The sequence below is a fragment of the Flavobacterium enshiense genome, assembly GCF_040750275.1.
Lineage (GTDB): Bacteria > Bacteroidota > Bacteroidia > Flavobacteriales > Flavobacteriaceae > Flavobacterium > Flavobacterium enshiense_B.
Map to the genome: position 1 here is coordinate 525,922 of NZ_JBDOCV010000002.1, position 13,200 is coordinate 539,121.

Here is a 13,200-nt window from a genome sequence, read left to right on the forward strand (position 1 = left end):
TCCTCCTTCAGGACAACCAAATTCTGAGAGAAGAATGTCTATGCCATACCTAAATGCAAATTAAAATTATGAATAAAATAGTAATGACAATAGTAAGTTTGTTATTCTATTGTTTAAATTCAAATAGTCAAATAATATCAATTGAAGATATTGGCTTGATTCCTATAGATGGAGCATATTATAAAGATAATGAGCTATTATTAAATAGATTTGTTGGAACTTGGAAATATACTAATGGTAATACTAGCTTAAAAATCATTTTTCAAAAAATTAGTCGGCAACGTGCAAACTATTCAGAAGATTTATTAATCGGTGAATATTTATATATTGAAAATGGTGTTGAGATAATTAACACGTTAAATAATATTTCTAATTCTGAAAATAATATTGAAGGTAATTCTGTGATTTATCATAATTCTAAACCCACATGTAATGATTGTGTAGTAGGAGAAAAAAGATTAGTTGTGAGCTTTGGAGATCCTCTTAAACAAACTTGGGGTCCATTATATTTAAGAAAAATAAATGTTGGTGGTCAGGAAGCAATATCTGCACAATTTATCCTTAATGGAACGAGATATATTGGAGACTCTATTCTTGAATTTGATGAAGTTTATGTTGGAGAAACGTTTCCTAATGAGACATATGTATTGATTAAACAGCCTTAAATGATATGCCAACTTAAAATCCCGACAATAATTCCAGAAAACTTAACACCAAACTTGTATTAGATACCTAAAATACTATAGCTTTGCGGTATAATTGAGTGTGATGATTAACCCTTCTACAAACGGATGGATTGACAAGTTTTTTGCAGAGCAGCAACCCCTGCCCCTGCCTGTTGTTATTTATTCAAAAGAGTTTTATCTGAACGTACGCAACACGGGTTTTATCTACGGTCATACAGTCGAATTTGATATTAACAAACCCATCAACACCAAAGGATGGACAACGCAGGAAATTACCAAAATAGCATTATTGAATACACTTTACGGTGTTTTTGGTTTAATCACTCACGACGGTAATCCAAAAGATTTTATTGATAAGGCCAACGGTTTTTACAAACAGATGAATCCGGAAAGCTTTAATTTGTTGAAGAAAATGTTGCCGGAAGCCTCAGCCAGTCATCGTTTGGAGGAAATGATTGATGAGCGTGTGCAGACCAACGATAACATCATCAGCAAAAATTTTTCACATATCCTGACTAATGCCTTGCTTTTTATGGATGTATTGGCGTTTCGTCAGTATTTGTTACACAAGGAAATTCCGATCAATTATCTGAAAAAGCTGGAAGAAAACATCATCAGTCTAGTTTCGTTAGCCTTAAAAACCAAAACGGTAAAATCTAATTATGATGATTTGCTAATTAAACTTTTTGAATCTTCCGTTCGCTATACCAAGTTTTCAAAAATCAATGCGGAAAATCTTGAAATACTTGAATTAGAACATTTTACATCAAATTTAGAAAAAAATTATTTGTTGGATATGGCCGGAATGGCAATGTGGAGCGACGGTGTTATCGAACAAAAAGAAAGTGACTTCCTCTTCAGACTTTCCGATTTACTTGAGATTGACAGAGGTTATGCAATTCAAAGTATAGAATCTATTGATGATTTTATTCATAAATACAAGAAGGAAATTCCGTATTTCAAATATTCAAACCCGGTAAAACACTTTTACGATCAAACCACTCAGAATGTACAGGTTCTACTTTCCCGAAACAAGAACCGCCTGGTAAAAGAAATTACAGAAAGTGGTGAACTGATGAAACTTATAGCCTATTCGACCAAAAGAGATTTAACTGACAAAGAAAAAAAGCGGATGAAAAAACAATTGCTCGACATTTGTAAAACCATTCCGTCTTTGACAATTTTCCTGCTTCCGGGTGGCGGTTTGCTTTTACCAATCCTGATAAAGTTCATCCCGCAACTTTTACCTTCAGCTTTTAATGAAAATTTAGACATTGATACAGAATAAAAAAATCCGCTCTTAAGCGGATTTTTTTATAAACATTTTATTAGAACTTCAACTGATAGACTTCATCAAGTTGATTATTGGAATCAATATTTACGTTCAAATCAGTAACATAACCGGAGTTCAATCCGTAAACCCAACCGTGTAAACTTAATTCTTGTCCGTTCTTCCAGGCGTTTTGAACAATTGATGTTTTGGCTAAATCGAAAACTTGTTCTTTTACGTTCAATTCTACGAACTTATTGAATCGTTCTTTCTCATCAAGAATAGAATCTAAATACTGCTTGTGCAATCTGTAAACGTCTTTAATGTGACGGATCCAGTTGTCGATTATTCCGATGGAATCATTCCCCATAGCCGCTTTTACACCACCACATCCGTAGTGACCACAAACAATAATGTGTTTAATTTTTAAAGCGTTGACAGCGTAATCCAAAACACTTAACATGTTCATGTCGCTGTGAACCACCATATTGGCAATGTTTCTGTGCACAAAAACTTCTCCTGGCTGGGCTCCAATGATTTCATTGGCAGGTACGCGGCTGTCGGAACATCCAATCCATAATAACGGTGGGGTTTGCCCTTTTGATAAATCTTTAAAATAATCTTTATCAATGGCTAACTTCTCGTCTACCCACTTTTTATTATTATCTAATATTTTTTTATAAAAATCGCTCATCATAAGATTTTGAGATAACAAATGTAACTTAAAAAACTATTTTACCAGTTCTTTTAAACTTAATTCTGGATTTTGCTCATCTTTGATGAATTCGGTTTCCGTGTAAAATTCCACTTTTCCGGTTTCAATATTATGCATCGCGCCTATAATACCAATCTCGCCATTTTCAATCATTTGCTCTAAAATATAACTTCTTTGGATAACAGACTTAACGGTACGTTTCACATTGATTTCCGCTACATTTTCCACAAATTCGCCATTTTTAGAACTTCTATCTTCTGTAGTTTTTTGCTCTTCATAAACTGCAGGCTGTAATTTTGATAGTAATTCTGTTAAATTACCCATTTCTACATGGTCGCAAGCTCCTTTTACCGCACCGCATTTGGAATGTCCTAATACTACAATTAACTTAGAACCGGCAACTTTACATGCGAATTCCATACTTCCTAAAATATCGGTATTAGCAACATTTCCGGCGATACGGATGGAAAAAACATCTCCTAGTCCCTGATCAAAAATCAGCTCTGCGGATGTACGGCTGTCAATACAACTCAAAATAGTAGCAAAAGGCCACTGACCATCTCGCGTATCGTTCACCTGTTCTAACAAGTCACGGTGCAATTTTAAATTGTTTACAAAACGATTGTTTCCTTCTTTTAAAAGTTCTAAGGCTTTTCTTGGGCTTATTTGTGATTGTAATTCTTTATTTAATGTTCTCATGTTGTTTTCTGTTTAATTTATGCAACAAAAAAGATTTCTCACTTTTTTGTATTTCTTAGTTGGTTGTTAATTCTTCAATAGCTTCCTTATGCGAAGAAATCGAATTGTTTCTATATTTAATAAGGGCGTCATGCTCCATAAAAACATGATTGTTTTCGTACTGAGTATTATCTAATTCGTAAGCTTCTTTAAATCCTATTAACGTTACATCGATGTTTTTCTCGACTGCATTTATATGCTTAAATTCTTTAATCAAATCGATGACATCATGCGCAATATATACGGTGTCAGAAGCATTAATAATCACATTGGAATTTTCCGGCAGATTACTTAACGTCAATTTAATAGCAGCTTTATTTAAAAAGGAAACTTCCTGAGCTAAATCGATGTGGATGATATCGCCATCTTCATATTCTTCTTTTCGGAAATAATAAGCTCTTTTCAAGTTTCCTCTAAGAACAAAGATAATACTGATTATCATACCTAAAGCCACACCTTTCAACAAATCAAGAAAAACTACAGCTAAAAGTGTTGCAATAAAAGGAACAAACTGGTATTTTCCTTTGTGCCAGAAATGCATAATCGTTGCCGGTTTAGCCAGTTTATAGCCTACCATTAATAAAACCGCGGCCAATGTTGCCAACGGAATTTTGTTTAAAATAACAGGAATTGCAACAACGCTTATCAAAAGTAATGCGCCATGCACAATAGCAGACATTTTGGTTTTGGCACCCGAATTAATATTAGCAGAAGTACGCACCACAACCGAAGTCATCGGCAAGCCACCCAATAAGGAACTGACAATATTACCAACTCCCTGAGCCTTAAGCTCGTTATTGGTATCCGTAAAGCGTTTTTGAGGATCCAAACGATCGGCAGCTTCAATACATAATAAACTTTCAATGGAAGCTACAATAGCAATTGTTAAAGCAACCACCCAAACTTGTGAGTTGGTTATCGCTGTAAAGTCAGGAAACATAAAAATGTTCTGAAAATCTTCCAGTGAAGTAGGAACCGGTAAGGCTACCAAATGCTCTTTTGCAATGGCTAATGAACTTCCGCTTGCGATAAATAATTCATTTAAAATTACCCCAACGGTAACTGCAACCAATGCACCTGGAATTAATTTCAGCTTTTTAAGGAAAGGAACCTTATCCCATGCAATTAAAATGGCCAACGAAATAAGTGTGATGATAACAGCTCCAAACTGAATATAGTCCAAAGCACCTAATAATGAGGAAATCGTGTTACCTCCATCGGCTTGCACAAATGCTTCATCACCTTCAAAATCTGCATCGTACCCAACTGCATGTGGCAATTGTTTAAGAATAATAATTACTCCGATACCCGCTAACATTCCTTCAATTACATTTGTTGGAAAATAATTCGAAATACTTCCCGCTTTAAGAAATCCTAAAATCAACTGGAGAATACCCGCCAACAACACCGCGGTTAAAAAAATATTAAACGCACCAAAATCTGTAATTGCTGTTAATACAATCGCCGTTAAACCTGCTGCTGGACCGGAAACACTTACGTGTGATTTACTTAAGTATCCCACTACAATTCCACCAATTACACCCGCGATAATTCCGGAAAATAAAGGCGCACCGGACGCCATTGCAATACCTAAACATAATGGTAATGCCACAAGGAAAACCACCAAACCAGACGCAAAATCCGATTTGAGGTGACCAAAAATATTTGTTTTTTTTGTCATAACCCGATAAAATATAATACAATAAACTTGCTGAAACTCAAGGAATTTCAACTCAAAATAAAGCTTGATGTATTATACTAATTCAGGAGGTGGTGAAAAAATTTCTTCAGAAACATTATCGTGTTTCTGCTCGTTTTCAGTAGTAATTAAAGAAATTTCATCAGAGGAAGGAACAGAGCAAATTTGAAGAATATCTCCAATATGCATCGGAATTTCTTTTACTTCTTTGTGAATCTCCTCTTCCGAGAAAGTATATACGACTGATACATCTGTATCACTTTCCAATATCCCAACAACAGTAGGTGTCGCTAAAAAAGCGAAAAACAACAGCAATACTATGTTGGTTAAAAATTTCATGGCTCCAAAATTATAAAATAAACCGTTAAATAAAATTTAAGTTTATAATATTATGATTTTTTTAATAATGTGATAACCTCGCATTATATCTCCTCTTCCAACCAGGCTTTCATCATCCAGATGGTTTTTTCTTGTTCGGTTATGAAATCACTCATCATGGAATTTGTTCCTTCATCATCGATCTCATCGGATTGTTTTAAAATTACGCGCTCAATTTTCAACAGTTCTGTTAAGGAAGATGTGACCAATTGAATTGCCTCTTCATCGTTGGAAATATTTTTACCAACTTTTATTCTCTTGTTTTTACTATAATCCTCAAATGTATGCAATGGTGTTCCGCCTAAGGTAAGGATACGTTCTGCAATAGCATCGATTTTTAACTGACTGTCATTATACAGTTCTTCAAATTTAAGATGCAAATCAAAGAAACGCTTTCCTCGGATATTCCAATGCAAACCTCTAAGATTCTGATAATAAACCTGAAAATTTGCCAGCAAAATATTCAATTCGGCAACTAGAATTTGTGTTTCTTCAACGGGTAATCCCAAACTGTTCGTTTTCATTTTACTACGTTTATTAGTTAATGTTTTACAAAATTATTCATTTTTCAAACCTGAAAGTATAATTATAATTGATTGATTTTATATTTTTATCAAAAAATTCTATTCTAATGACGATTACTCAACTATATTATGTTTTAGCTGTAGCGGAACACAAAAATTTCACTTTAGCGGCTGAAAAATGTTTCGTGACACAACCTACCTTAAGCATGCAGATTCAAAAATTGGAAGAAGAGCTTGATGTTCAAATATTTGACAGAAGTAAAAAACCAATCCAATTGACTGAAATAGGGCAGAAAATTGTTTCTCAGGCAAGAAACATTGTGAACGAATCGGACAGAATAAAAGACATCGTAGACCAACAAAAAGGGTATTTTGGAGGCGAATTTAAAATCGGTATCATCCCAACCGTAATGCCGACTTTATTACCGATGTTTTTGAATAATTTCGTAAAGAAATATCCTAAAATCAATTTAATCATTGAAGAATTAACGACCGAAGAAATTATCAAACGATTGAAAAACGGACAATTAGATGCCGCCATTGCCGCAACACCGCTTGAGGAAGCCACCATCAAAGAAATCGTTTTGTATTATGAACCTTTCGTTGGTTATTTTCCTGAAAACCATAGTAATTACAATAAGACCGAAATTGAAGTCGATGATTTGGATCTAGAGAATGTTTTACTTTTACAAGATGGACATTGTTTTAGGGACGGGATTTTAAATTTGTGCAAAAATGCCAACCAAAATCGCGGTAATCATTTTCAAATTGAAAGCGGAAGTTTTGAAACACTGGTAAAATTAGCCGATGAAGGCCTAGGTTTTACATTGCTTCCTTATTTACACACTCTTGATTTAAGTGAAAAAGACCAATTGAAACTTCGCCATTTTAAAGAACCCAGACCAGCAAGAGAAGTAAGTCTTATTTTTCCGAAAAACGAATTGAAAATGCATATTATTGATGCGTTGCGAAATACTATATCTGGTGTAGTAAAAGGTGCAATAACCTTCCATAACATTCAAATTATAAGCCCTTTAAATAAAAAATAAAAAATAAAAAAGGAACCTTTCGGTTCCTTTTCAAATTTAGTTAAGTTTTAGGTAGGGTAAAGTTATTATTCATTAATTAGTTTTAGGCAAGGTTTAAGTTCGGGTTTTTCGTTTGTATAAAATAACAACCATTTTCTTAGTTGTTCGATTTCGTAGGGCAATAAATTTTTAATTGCTTTCTTTAATTCTTTCATAAAAAGTACTGGGTCAAAACTCACACTCTCTAATACCGATTTGGTATAATCGTAAATCATTCGAGGCATAACCGATAAGATTTAATTAATAATTCAAGAACGTTTGTTAAAATTATGTAAAAAAAGCTTTGTGACCAAAAAAAATAACAGAAAAATATCGTTTAAGTGCAAAAAATTTCGACAAAAAACAATTATCCTACACAATATCTGTTAATATCTTACAGATTTTCAATTTAAAAAAATGATGCCATAAAAAAAAGGGCTTGAATAAGCTCCTTTTCTTGTTTTATTTGTTACAGTTTTTAGTGGGTTTGAATAACAACCAGACATTCTTTTAATTCCGGTTTTTGACAAGTATAATACTCTAACCAATTGATTAGTCGTTCAAGTTCGTAAGGTAAAAGATTTTTTAGAGCCTTTTTCAATTCTTTTGCAAAAAGTAAGGGATCAAAACTAACTTTTTCAAGCACCGATTTGGTGTAATCATAAATCATTCTCGACATAAATCACTCATTATTAACTATTTAACTCTGTAAGAACATGATGTAAAATTATGCAATTTGATTTTCACAACCAAGAAAAAAGGCAAAATTATACCGTTTAAAAGCAAAAAAAATCGTCAAAAACCAAAAAAAACATATTTTTAGTGTTAAAATTCTGCTATTGTAACAACAGTACAGCGTTTTGTGAAATAAAAAAAGGAGTTATTAACTCCTTTTTATTGATTTACGTAAACTAAACATTGTTTTAGTTCCGGTTTTTCCTTTGTAAAATGTAAAAGCCACTCGGTTAATTGTTCTAACTCATAGGGTAATAATACTTTAACTGCTTTCTCCAATTCTTTACAAAATAAAATCGGATCGAAACTTACTCTTTCTAAAATAGATTTAGTGTAAGTATACATTGCTCTTGGCATAATTGCTTAAAATTTGGTTTAATCAGGGTAAGAACGCTTAGTAAATATATAAAAATATTTTACTATTATTTAATTATCAATTAAAATTTTATTAACATTAAATAATTATCACATTATTTTAACATATAAATAAATTTTTCACTTTTTAAAAGCACGAAGCATTTCTCTCTTTCCGGGAGGCCCTGGCAATTTCTCAACAGTAAACCCCGCTTCTGCCATAGCTCTTTTGATAATACCACGACAGGCATAGGTAACCAAGACTCCATCTTCTTTTAATGCTTCATACATGATTCGGAAAATTTCAACTGACCACAGCTCTGGTTGGTACTGAAATCCGAACGCATCAAAGTAAATCAAATTAAAACGGTTTTTGTCATCTATTTCGTTAAAATATTGTTGCTTTTTTGTTAAACTGAAATACTCTGAAACGACAGTCTTTACGCCCCATTCCGAGGTATGCAACAACGAAAATTCCTTATCATACTGATTTGCATTCAGTTGTAAAACATAGTTTAACTTTTCAGCTTCTTCCTTAAGAATCGGAAAGGCTTCTACACCGGTATAATCGATTTGCCGTTTCAGATTTTCAGCTTCCAAAAAAGTGATAAAAGCATTTAAACCTGTTCCAAAACCAATCTCCAAAACAGCAACGGACTGCTCCTTAAAAAGTGACAGTCCGTTTTGTAGAAATACATGCTTGGCTTCCTGAATGGCTCCATGTTTGGAATGATAGGTTTCTCCCCATTCTTCCATAAGCAACGAAGATGATCCGTCAGCCGTCTGAATTATTTTTCTTTTCAATCTATTCTATATAAAGTTTCTTAATTCTGGGAATTGGTCCGCCACATTTCACTTCGTGACATTTTATACAGGCATCCACCCCATTGTTAAAATGCTCTTTTGCATTTTTTGGATCGCTATAAATTAACTCCTGAGCTTTAATAAAATTTGCTGCCTGCTCCTTGAAAAAAGCGTCATTTTCCTGTTTATCGGTCATGACAGCGCTGTGTATTTTCATAAAATGCGAAGGAAGTTTTCCGATAGTATCTCCGATTTTAATTCTTTCTTTTAAACGCTGATTGTCTACATACATCTGCTCCATCAAAGCTGCCATTTCAGACATCTCATACATTTCAAACTGCTTTTCTTCTTTTACAGTTTCATTTTTTTCCGCTGTAATATCTTCCTTTTTGTTGCAGGAAAAAACAAAAGCAGAAGCTATTGATAAAAGTAAAATCCTCTTCATTATTTACTGATTAAAACGCCATCAGCCATAAAAGAATAGGTTACTTTAGGCTGAGTAATACTGTCTATCGCAACCTGAGATTTACCGGCATCTTTTGCATAATGCTTCTGATCCGCTACAGATTCAACACTCACAAATGCTTTTCCGCTAACAATTGCCTCTTGATTTTCCGCATTCATCGGTACAAAAAAACCATAATCTTTAAACTTCACAAATGCTTCTTTTTCTTCTCCCAAATCCATAGTCATCCAGCATCCTTTTTTCTGGCAAACTCCATTAATCTTTGATTTGAATTTTACCTGAATCGTATCTGTTTCTTTCAAATCCTTGAATTTTGTCATCATTTCTGCATTTGTAAGTACATCTTTGTCGGATATACTGTCACCGAAAACGGCGTATTCCAATTTTTGAGCCACTGTTTCCTCATTCTTAGGCTCTTCCTGTTTTTTGCTGCAACTGAAAAGGGCAACTGCAACCCCAGATAATAGTAGAATTCTTTTCATGCTATTTATGTTTAAGTCTTTATAATTGGTTTTCAAAGAAACAAATTAAATTTTAATGAAAATTCTACTTTAAGTTTTTTTTAATTCACATGATAAAATCTAACAAAATATTCACTTTTGTTGAGAATTCAAGAACAAATTAATAGATATGCAAGCAATTCTGTTATTTTTGATACACTGTTAAAATAGGCAGGATTTTTTATTAGATTTGCACCGACACAACTGGTTTATTATCACAAAGAAAAACAACGTTTTAAACTGATAATCAACATGTTATTGTTGCATAATTTAATTTTAATTAAATGGAATTAACAACAACTGGTAACATCAAAATTGTTACTGCTAAAGAAAGTAAAATCAATACTGTTGATTTTGAAAACCTAACTTTCGGAAACATCTTTACAGACCACATGCTGGTTTGTGACTACCACGACGGGATTTGGGAACAACCCGTAATCACTCCTTACGAGCCCTTCACTATGGATCCCTCCTCCAGAGTATTTCATTACGGACAGGCAATCTTTGAAGGCATGAAAGCTTATAAAGACGCTAACGATGAGGTTTGGTTATTTCGACCGGATCAGAATTTTGACCGTTTCAACAAATCGGCAGTTCGTTTAGCAATGCCGGAAGTTCCTGAAGAAGTTTTCTTAGGTGGTTTGCATAAATTACTTGAAATAGAAAAAGATTGGGTAAAAAAAGGAAAAGGAAACACCTTATATATACGTCCTTTTATGATTGCTACCGGTCATGGTGTAGTGGCTTCCCCATCAAACCAATATCGTTTCTGTATTATCCTTTCTCCTGCCAGAGCTTACTACTCCGGTGAAGTGAAAGTGGTAATTGCCGATCATTTCAGCCGTGCAGCTAACGGAGGAATCGGTGCAGCAAAAGCAGCCGGTAACTATTCTGCACAATTTTATCCGACGAAATTAGCTAACGAAAAAGGATTCCAGCAAATTATCTGGACAGACGATGCTACACATACAAAATTGGAAGAAGCAGGAACTATGAATGTTTTCTTCCGTATTAACGACACACTTTATACGGCACCAACCAGCGAGAGAATTTTGGACGGTGTTACTCGTAAAAGTATCATTGATTTAGCGAAACATATCGGAATTAATGTAGAAGTACGTCCGGTTTTGGTTTCTGAAATTGTGGAAGCAGCTAAAAATAACTCTTTAAAAGAAATTTTCGGTGCCGGAACTGCTGCAGTAGTTAACCCTATTGCTGGTTTTTCCTATCAGGACACCTATTATGAGTTACCGAAGATTGAAAATTCATTCGCTTCAGACATCAAAGAAAAACTAACTAATATTCAATACAAACTTGCGGAAGACGCGTTTGGTTGGACAGTTAAAGTATAGTTTACAATATTCTTATTCAATATTCAGTTTACAGTGTTCAGTAGCTCTATACTTCTGAACACTGTTTTTTTTTATTAAATACAACCCATCCATCTAATTAATAATCACTGACCACTATTTTAATATCTCCTCAAAATTTGGCTTAAAATAATTCGGGCCTTTCATTACTTTACCGTCTTCACGATAAATTGGTTTTCCGTCTTCGCCTAATTTACTCATGTTACTGCGCTGGATTTCGTCGAAAACTTCTTCAATTTTATGTTGTAAGCCGTGTTCTAAAATTGTTCCGCATAAAATATACAACATATCACCCAAGGCATCGGCGATTTCCACAACATCATTATTCTGAACAGCTTCAAGGTATTCTTCGTTTTCTTCTTTCATCAGATTAAAACGCAACATGTTTTTCTGTTCACCCAAATCACCTTTTGGTGAAAAATTTACACCTAAACCAAAGGCTTCGTGAAATTCTTTTACGGAATTGATTTGTTTTTGCATAATTCTAAAATTTGTGAGGAAATTAATTAAAAAGAATTTTCAATCGACTACTTTTGCAAAAACTTTCAAACTATGTTTTCAACAGGTCAACTTGCATTTGCTATTTTTTTTATAATCGCTTTTGTGTCTGTAATGATATACGTTTACCGAAAAGATTTGGCGTTACATAAAATTCATTATAAAGGAAGCCTTTGGATATTGTTTTTCTTCCTGCTTTTTATAGGAATTTTATTTATAATTAAGTTAGTCCTGAAAGAATAAATATTGCTATATTTGAAACTATCATAGTTACACCCAGATTATGCGAATTGTAAAATACATATTTCTCCTTATAATACTCGCCGCCATTGCTGTTTCTGTTTATGTTGGAACCCAATCCGGAGATTTTGATATTCAGCGAAGTAAAGTTATAAACATCTCCCAACCTGTTTTGTACAATTATATTAATGATTACAAAAACTGGGAAGATTGGGGCCCTTGGGCAGAAGAAGACAAAACCATTCAGTATACCTATTCCGAAAAAACCAAAGGAATTGGAGCTGCTTATTCCTGGAGTGGAAAAGAGGGTAACGGAAAAATGAATACCGTAAAAGTTATTGAAAACGATAGTCTTTTTCAGAAAATTTATTTTGAAAACGGAAAGCCATCCGATATCATTTGGGGATTTCAGAAAGTAAAAGGCGGAACCAAAATAACCTGGAGAATGAAAGGTAAAATGGATTTTGGCATGAAAGCTTTTTCAATATTAAGCGGAGGTGTGGAAAATATGATGGCTCCGATGTTTGAGAAAGGGCTGGAAAATATTGACAACCTATTGGTAAAAGAATTGAATAACTATTCGATTAAGGTAAATGGATTAGTTAAAAAACCGGGTTGCAATTACATCAAACAATCATTAACCTGTAAAATAACATCTCTGTCACGCAATATGAATATCCTGATGAAGAAGATTGATGCCTTTGCAAAGGATAATAATATTACCGTTAACGGAGCGCCTTTCACTGTTTACGACAAGTATGATGAAGCCAGTGGTATTGTTTCTTTTTCGGTTTGTCTTCCGGTGGAACAGGAAATTTTCACATCAGAAGGAAGTGACATTTCCGGCGGCAAATTCTATTCCTACTTAGCATTAAAAACTACTCTGAAAGGAGATTACACACACAGTAAAAAAGCCTGGGACAAAGCTTATGCTGAAATTGAAAAGAAACACTGGCAGGAAAACCACTCCGGAAAATACATTGAGGTGTATAAAGTGAATAGCAAGCAAACCCACAAAACTTCACAATGGATAACCGAAATTTACATCCCGATTGTGGAAAAGGTAAAACCGATTGTGATTCCTCCCACACTAAAAGACACTACTACAGTTGTACAATAAAAAAAGTCCCGGATTGGGACTTTTTTCTATATAATA

The 13,200-nt window shown here is 33.9% G+C and carries 17 protein-coding genes; 5 read left to right on the forward strand and 12 right to left on the reverse strand.

What is annotated here, in order from left to right:
- Positions 1 to 68: 68 nt before the first annotated feature.
- Both ABGT15_RS05255 and ABGT15_RS05260 read left to right on the forward strand, forming a co-directional pair.
- Entirely contained in the window at positions 69 to 665 is a 597-nt protein-coding gene (locus tag ABGT15_RS05255; RefSeq protein ID WP_367230365.1) for a DUF6705 family protein, read from the forward strand.
- Between the two features lie 103 nt (positions 666 to 768).
- Positions 769 to 1,974: an LETM1-related biofilm-associated protein gene (locus ABGT15_RS05260; RefSeq protein ID WP_367230366.1), complete on the forward strand. Its 1,206-nt coding sequence runs from the start codon at positions 769 to 771 to the stop codon at positions 1,972 to 1,974.
- A gap of 40 nt (positions 1,975 to 2,014) precedes the next feature.
- Here ABGT15_RS05260 and can read toward each other — a convergent pair whose 3' ends face one another.
- From can to ABGT15_RS05285, 5 genes are all read right to left on the reverse strand, one after another.
- Positions 2,015 to 2,650, reverse strand: coding sequence for a carbonate dehydratase (can, locus tag ABGT15_RS05265; protein ID WP_367230466.1), 636 nt, complete (start codon positions 2,648 to 2,650; stop codon positions 2,015 to 2,017).
- Between the two features lie 36 nt (positions 2,651 to 2,686).
- Complete coding sequence (locus tag ABGT15_RS05270; protein ID WP_367230367.1) at positions 2,687 to 3,370, reverse strand: carbonic anhydrase family protein; 684 nt, start codon at positions 3,368 to 3,370, stop codon at positions 2,687 to 2,689.
- Between the two features lie 55 nt (positions 3,371 to 3,425).
- Positions 3,426 to 5,090, reverse strand: coding sequence for a SulP family inorganic anion transporter (locus ABGT15_RS05275; protein ID WP_367230368.1), 1,665 nt, complete (start codon positions 5,088 to 5,090; stop codon positions 3,426 to 3,428).
- 72 nt (positions 5,091 to 5,162) lie between these two features.
- Positions 5,163 to 5,447 carry a hypothetical protein gene (locus ABGT15_RS05280; RefSeq protein ID WP_367230369.1) on the reverse strand — a complete coding sequence of 95 codons (285 nt, stop codon included), beginning with the start codon at positions 5,445 to 5,447 and terminating at the stop codon, positions 5,163 to 5,165.
- An 83-nt stretch (positions 5,448 to 5,530) separates the two neighbouring features.
- Positions 5,531 to 6,010, reverse strand: coding sequence for a Dps family protein (locus ABGT15_RS05285; protein ID WP_367230370.1), 480 nt, complete (start codon positions 6,008 to 6,010; stop codon positions 5,531 to 5,533).
- 107 nt (positions 6,011 to 6,117) lie between these two features.
- On the opposite strand from ABGT15_RS05285, the gene ABGT15_RS05290 reads away from it, so the two are divergent.
- Positions 6,118 to 7,059, forward strand: coding sequence for a hydrogen peroxide-inducible genes activator (locus ABGT15_RS05290; protein ID WP_367230371.1), 942 nt, complete (start codon positions 6,118 to 6,120; stop codon positions 7,057 to 7,059).
- A 65-nt stretch (positions 7,060 to 7,124) separates the two neighbouring features.
- Here ABGT15_RS05290 and ABGT15_RS05295 read toward each other — a convergent pair whose 3' ends face one another.
- The 6 genes from ABGT15_RS05295 to ABGT15_RS05320 form a co-directional block, all read right to left on the reverse strand.
- Positions 7,125 to 7,322: a hypothetical protein gene (locus tag ABGT15_RS05295; RefSeq protein ID WP_367230372.1), complete on the reverse strand. Its 198-nt coding sequence runs from the start codon at positions 7,320 to 7,322 to the stop codon at positions 7,125 to 7,127.
- Positions 7,323 to 7,555: 233 nt separating this feature from the next.
- On the reverse strand, positions 7,556 to 7,756 hold the full coding sequence (locus tag ABGT15_RS05300) for a hypothetical protein (RefSeq protein WP_367230373.1): 201 nt from the start codon (positions 7,754 to 7,756) through the stop codon (positions 7,556 to 7,558).
- A 215-nt stretch (positions 7,757 to 7,971) separates the two neighbouring features.
- Positions 7,972 to 8,169, reverse strand: coding sequence for a hypothetical protein (locus ABGT15_RS05305; protein WP_367230374.1), 198 nt, complete (start codon positions 8,167 to 8,169; stop codon positions 7,972 to 7,974).
- A gap of 138 nt (positions 8,170 to 8,307) precedes the next feature.
- Positions 8,308 to 8,970, reverse strand: a complete 663-nt coding sequence (gene mnmD, locus ABGT15_RS05310; protein ID WP_367230375.1) for a tRNA (5-methylaminomethyl-2-thiouridine)(34)-methyltransferase MnmD — start codon at positions 8,968 to 8,970, stop codon at positions 8,308 to 8,310.
- Position 8,971: 1 nt separating this feature from the next.
- Positions 8,972 to 9,415 carry a hypothetical protein gene (locus ABGT15_RS05315; RefSeq protein ID WP_367230376.1) on the reverse strand — a complete coding sequence of 148 codons (444 nt, stop codon included), beginning with the start codon at positions 9,413 to 9,415 and terminating at the stop codon, positions 8,972 to 8,974.
- The gene (locus ABGT15_RS05320; RefSeq protein ID WP_367230377.1) at positions 9,415 to 9,918 is read right to left on the reverse strand and encodes a DUF4920 domain-containing protein; all 504 of its coding nucleotides are present in this window, start codon (positions 9,916 to 9,918) and stop codon (positions 9,415 to 9,417) included. The genes ABGT15_RS05315 and ABGT15_RS05320 overlap by 1 nt, the downstream gene beginning before the upstream one ends.
- Positions 9,919 to 10,220: 302 nt before the next feature.
- On the opposite strand from ABGT15_RS05320, the gene ABGT15_RS05325 reads away from it, so the two are divergent.
- Positions 10,221 to 11,288, forward strand: coding sequence for a branched-chain amino acid aminotransferase (locus ABGT15_RS05325; protein WP_367230378.1), 1,068 nt, complete (start codon positions 10,221 to 10,223; stop codon positions 11,286 to 11,288).
- A 114-nt stretch (positions 11,289 to 11,402) separates the two neighbouring features.
- Here the strand turns inward: ABGT15_RS05325 and ABGT15_RS05330 are convergent, their stop codons facing one another.
- Complete coding sequence (locus tag ABGT15_RS05330; protein WP_367230379.1) at positions 11,403 to 11,786, reverse strand: hypothetical protein; 384 nt, start codon at positions 11,784 to 11,786, stop codon at positions 11,403 to 11,405.
- A 301-nt stretch (positions 11,787 to 12,087) separates the two neighbouring features.
- On the opposite strand from ABGT15_RS05330, the gene ABGT15_RS05340 reads away from it, so the two are divergent.
- Positions 12,088 to 13,164, forward strand: coding sequence for an SRPBCC family protein (locus ABGT15_RS05340; RefSeq protein ID WP_367230381.1), 1,077 nt, complete (start codon positions 12,088 to 12,090; stop codon positions 13,162 to 13,164).
- Positions 13,165 to 13,200 lie beyond the last annotated feature (36 nt).

Coding starts and splice junctions, on each gene's coding strand:
- ABGT15_RS05255 (WP_367230365.1), top strand. CDS start 69: ATGAATAAAATAGTAATGACAATAGTAAGTTTGTTATTCTATTGTTTA.
- ABGT15_RS05260 (WP_367230366.1), top strand. CDS start 769: ATGATTAACCCTTCTACAAACGGATGGATTGACAAGTTTTTTGCAGAG.
- can (WP_367230466.1), bottom strand. CDS start 2,650: ATGAGCGATTTTTATAAAAAAATATTAGATAATAATAAAAAGTGGGTA.
- ABGT15_RS05270 (WP_367230367.1), bottom strand. CDS start 3,370: ATGAGAACATTAAATAAAGAATTACAATCACAAATAAGCCCAAGAAAA.
- ABGT15_RS05275 (WP_367230368.1), bottom strand. CDS start 5,090: ATGACAAAAAAAACAAATATTTTTGGTCACCTCAAATCGGATTTTGCG.
- ABGT15_RS05280 (WP_367230369.1), bottom strand. CDS start 5,447: ATGAAATTTTTAACCAACATAGTATTGCTGTTGTTTTTCGCTTTTTTA.
- ABGT15_RS05285 (WP_367230370.1), bottom strand. CDS start 6,010: ATGAAAACGAACAGTTTGGGATTACCCGTTGAAGAAACACAAATTCTA.
- ABGT15_RS05290 (WP_367230371.1), top strand. CDS start 6,118: ATGACGATTACTCAACTATATTATGTTTTAGCTGTAGCGGAACACAAA.
- ABGT15_RS05295 (WP_367230372.1), bottom strand. CDS start 7,322: ATGCCTCGAATGATTTACGATTATACCAAATCGGTATTAGAGAGTGTG.
- ABGT15_RS05300 (WP_367230373.1), bottom strand. CDS start 7,756: ATGTCGAGAATGATTTATGATTACACCAAATCGGTGCTTGAAAAAGTT.
- ABGT15_RS05305 (WP_367230374.1), bottom strand. CDS start 8,169: ATGCCAAGAGCAATGTATACTTACACTAAATCTATTTTAGAAAGAGTA.
- ABGT15_RS05315 (WP_367230376.1), bottom strand. CDS start 9,415: ATGAAGAGGATTTTACTTTTATCAATAGCTTCTGCTTTTGTTTTTTCC.
- ABGT15_RS05320 (WP_367230377.1), bottom strand. CDS start 9,918: ATGAAAAGAATTCTACTATTATCTGGGGTTGCAGTTGCCCTTTTCAGT.
- ABGT15_RS05325 (WP_367230378.1), top strand. CDS start 10,221: ATGGAATTAACAACAACTGGTAACATCAAAATTGTTACTGCTAAAGAA.
- ABGT15_RS05330 (WP_367230379.1), bottom strand. CDS start 11,786: ATGCAAAAACAAATCAATTCCGTAAAAGAATTTCACGAAGCCTTTGGT.
- ABGT15_RS05340 (WP_367230381.1), top strand. CDS start 12,088: ATGCGAATTGTAAAATACATATTTCTCCTTATAATACTCGCCGCCATT.